Source organism: Metasolibacillus meyeri (genome assembly GCF_003049505.1).
Lineage (GTDB): Bacteria > Bacillota > Bacilli > Bacillales_A > Planococcaceae > Metasolibacillus > Metasolibacillus meyeri.
Genome location: NZ_PYWN01000266.1, coordinates 1 through 1198, shown reverse-complemented (window position 1 = coordinate 1198; position 1198 = coordinate 1). Strand labels below are relative to the sequence as shown.

3 protein-coding genes are annotated in these 1198 nt (G+C 36.4%); all 3 read left to right on the top strand.

The window, feature by feature from the left end; translation table 11 throughout:
* On the top strand, window positions 1–565 hold a 565-nt coding region (locus C9J34_RS21555; RefSeq protein WP_107842201.1), incomplete at its 5' end, for a DNA-methyltransferase.
* A 44-nt stretch (window positions 566–609) separates the two neighbouring features.
* Window positions 610–801 carry a hypothetical protein gene (locus C9J34_RS21550; protein WP_107842200.1) on the top strand — a complete coding sequence of 64 codons (192 nt, stop codon included), beginning with the start codon at window positions 610–612 and terminating at the stop codon, window positions 799–801.
* 5 nt (window positions 802–806) lie between these two features.
* The gene (locus C9J34_RS21545; RefSeq protein WP_107842199.1) at window positions 807–1190 is read left to right on the top strand and encodes a hypothetical protein; all 384 of its coding nucleotides are present in this window, start codon (window positions 807–809) and stop codon (window positions 1188–1190) included.
* Window positions 1191–1198 lie beyond the last annotated feature (8 nt).

Sequence of the window (1198 nt, the reverse complement as noted above, 5' to 3'; positions counted from 1 at the left end):
TAATGGCGCAATCGTTTTATTTGCTCAAACTCCTTTTGATAAAGTGTTAGGCTGTAGCAATTTAGAAATGTTGCGTTACGAGTGGATATGGATTAAAAGCAACGGTACTGGCTTTTTAAATGCTAAAAAAATGCCATTAAAAGTGCATGAAAATATATTAGTGTTCTATAAACATTTACCAACATACAATCCACAAAAAACATATGGACATAAGCCAGTAAATAAATACAAAAAGCATTCCAGTGATGGCAGCAATTATGGCAAAACCGAAATCGGTACCGAAGGCGGAGGACAAACAGACCGTTATCCAGTTGATGCTCTCTATTTTGCTAGAGATAAGGTACGGTACCACCCAACACAGAAACCTGAAGCGTTATGTGAATATCTGATTAAGACCTATTCCAACGAAGGGGACATTATATTGGATAATTGCTGCGGTGGAGGTACAAGCCTTGTTGCTGCTAAAAAATTAAACAGGCAGTTTTATGGAATTGATACAGAATTGAAATTTATAAATATCAGCAAGGAACGACTGCAGAATGTGCAGCTAGAATTAGTGATTTAGTTAATAAGCACAATGACCATTACGTTAAGGAAGGTGAATGAATTTTGGAAAACCACGAACTAGAAAACTACTGGAAACAAGTAGAGAAAGTAGGAAGAAAAGAATGCTTAAGCGATGAAGCGATGCTTGTACTCGGAAATGTTTTTGGGCAAATGAGCGCAGAAATAGAGAATTTAACTAAGAGAGTTGAAGAATTGGAACGTTTTGAAGCCGCATGGAAGATAGAGTGGGAGTAAACACAATGACCATTATAGAGAGGATGAATGAAATGGATTCAGTGCAAAAGTTTATTTCAGATAATCAATATCAATTGGGCTACATTATGCAAGAAGCTAGTCGCCAATGGATTGAAAAGGATAGAGTAGGTGCATTAACGGTGGGTGATTGTAACTTTGTGGTTGAAAAGTACGGTCAATATCACGAAATCCTTGAAAAAATGCAGCAACAAGAAAGTATGTTAGAAACCATTATAGAACTACATCTACAAACTATTTTAGACTTGCAACACATCCAAATATTAGTGCAGCCTGTTGACGAACCAATTGAAAGACCAATAGGCGTAGCGTTAAAGGAACTTGAAGAAAAGTTTCATGAATTTAATAATAAATGGTCAGAATCAGACTGAGCACAATG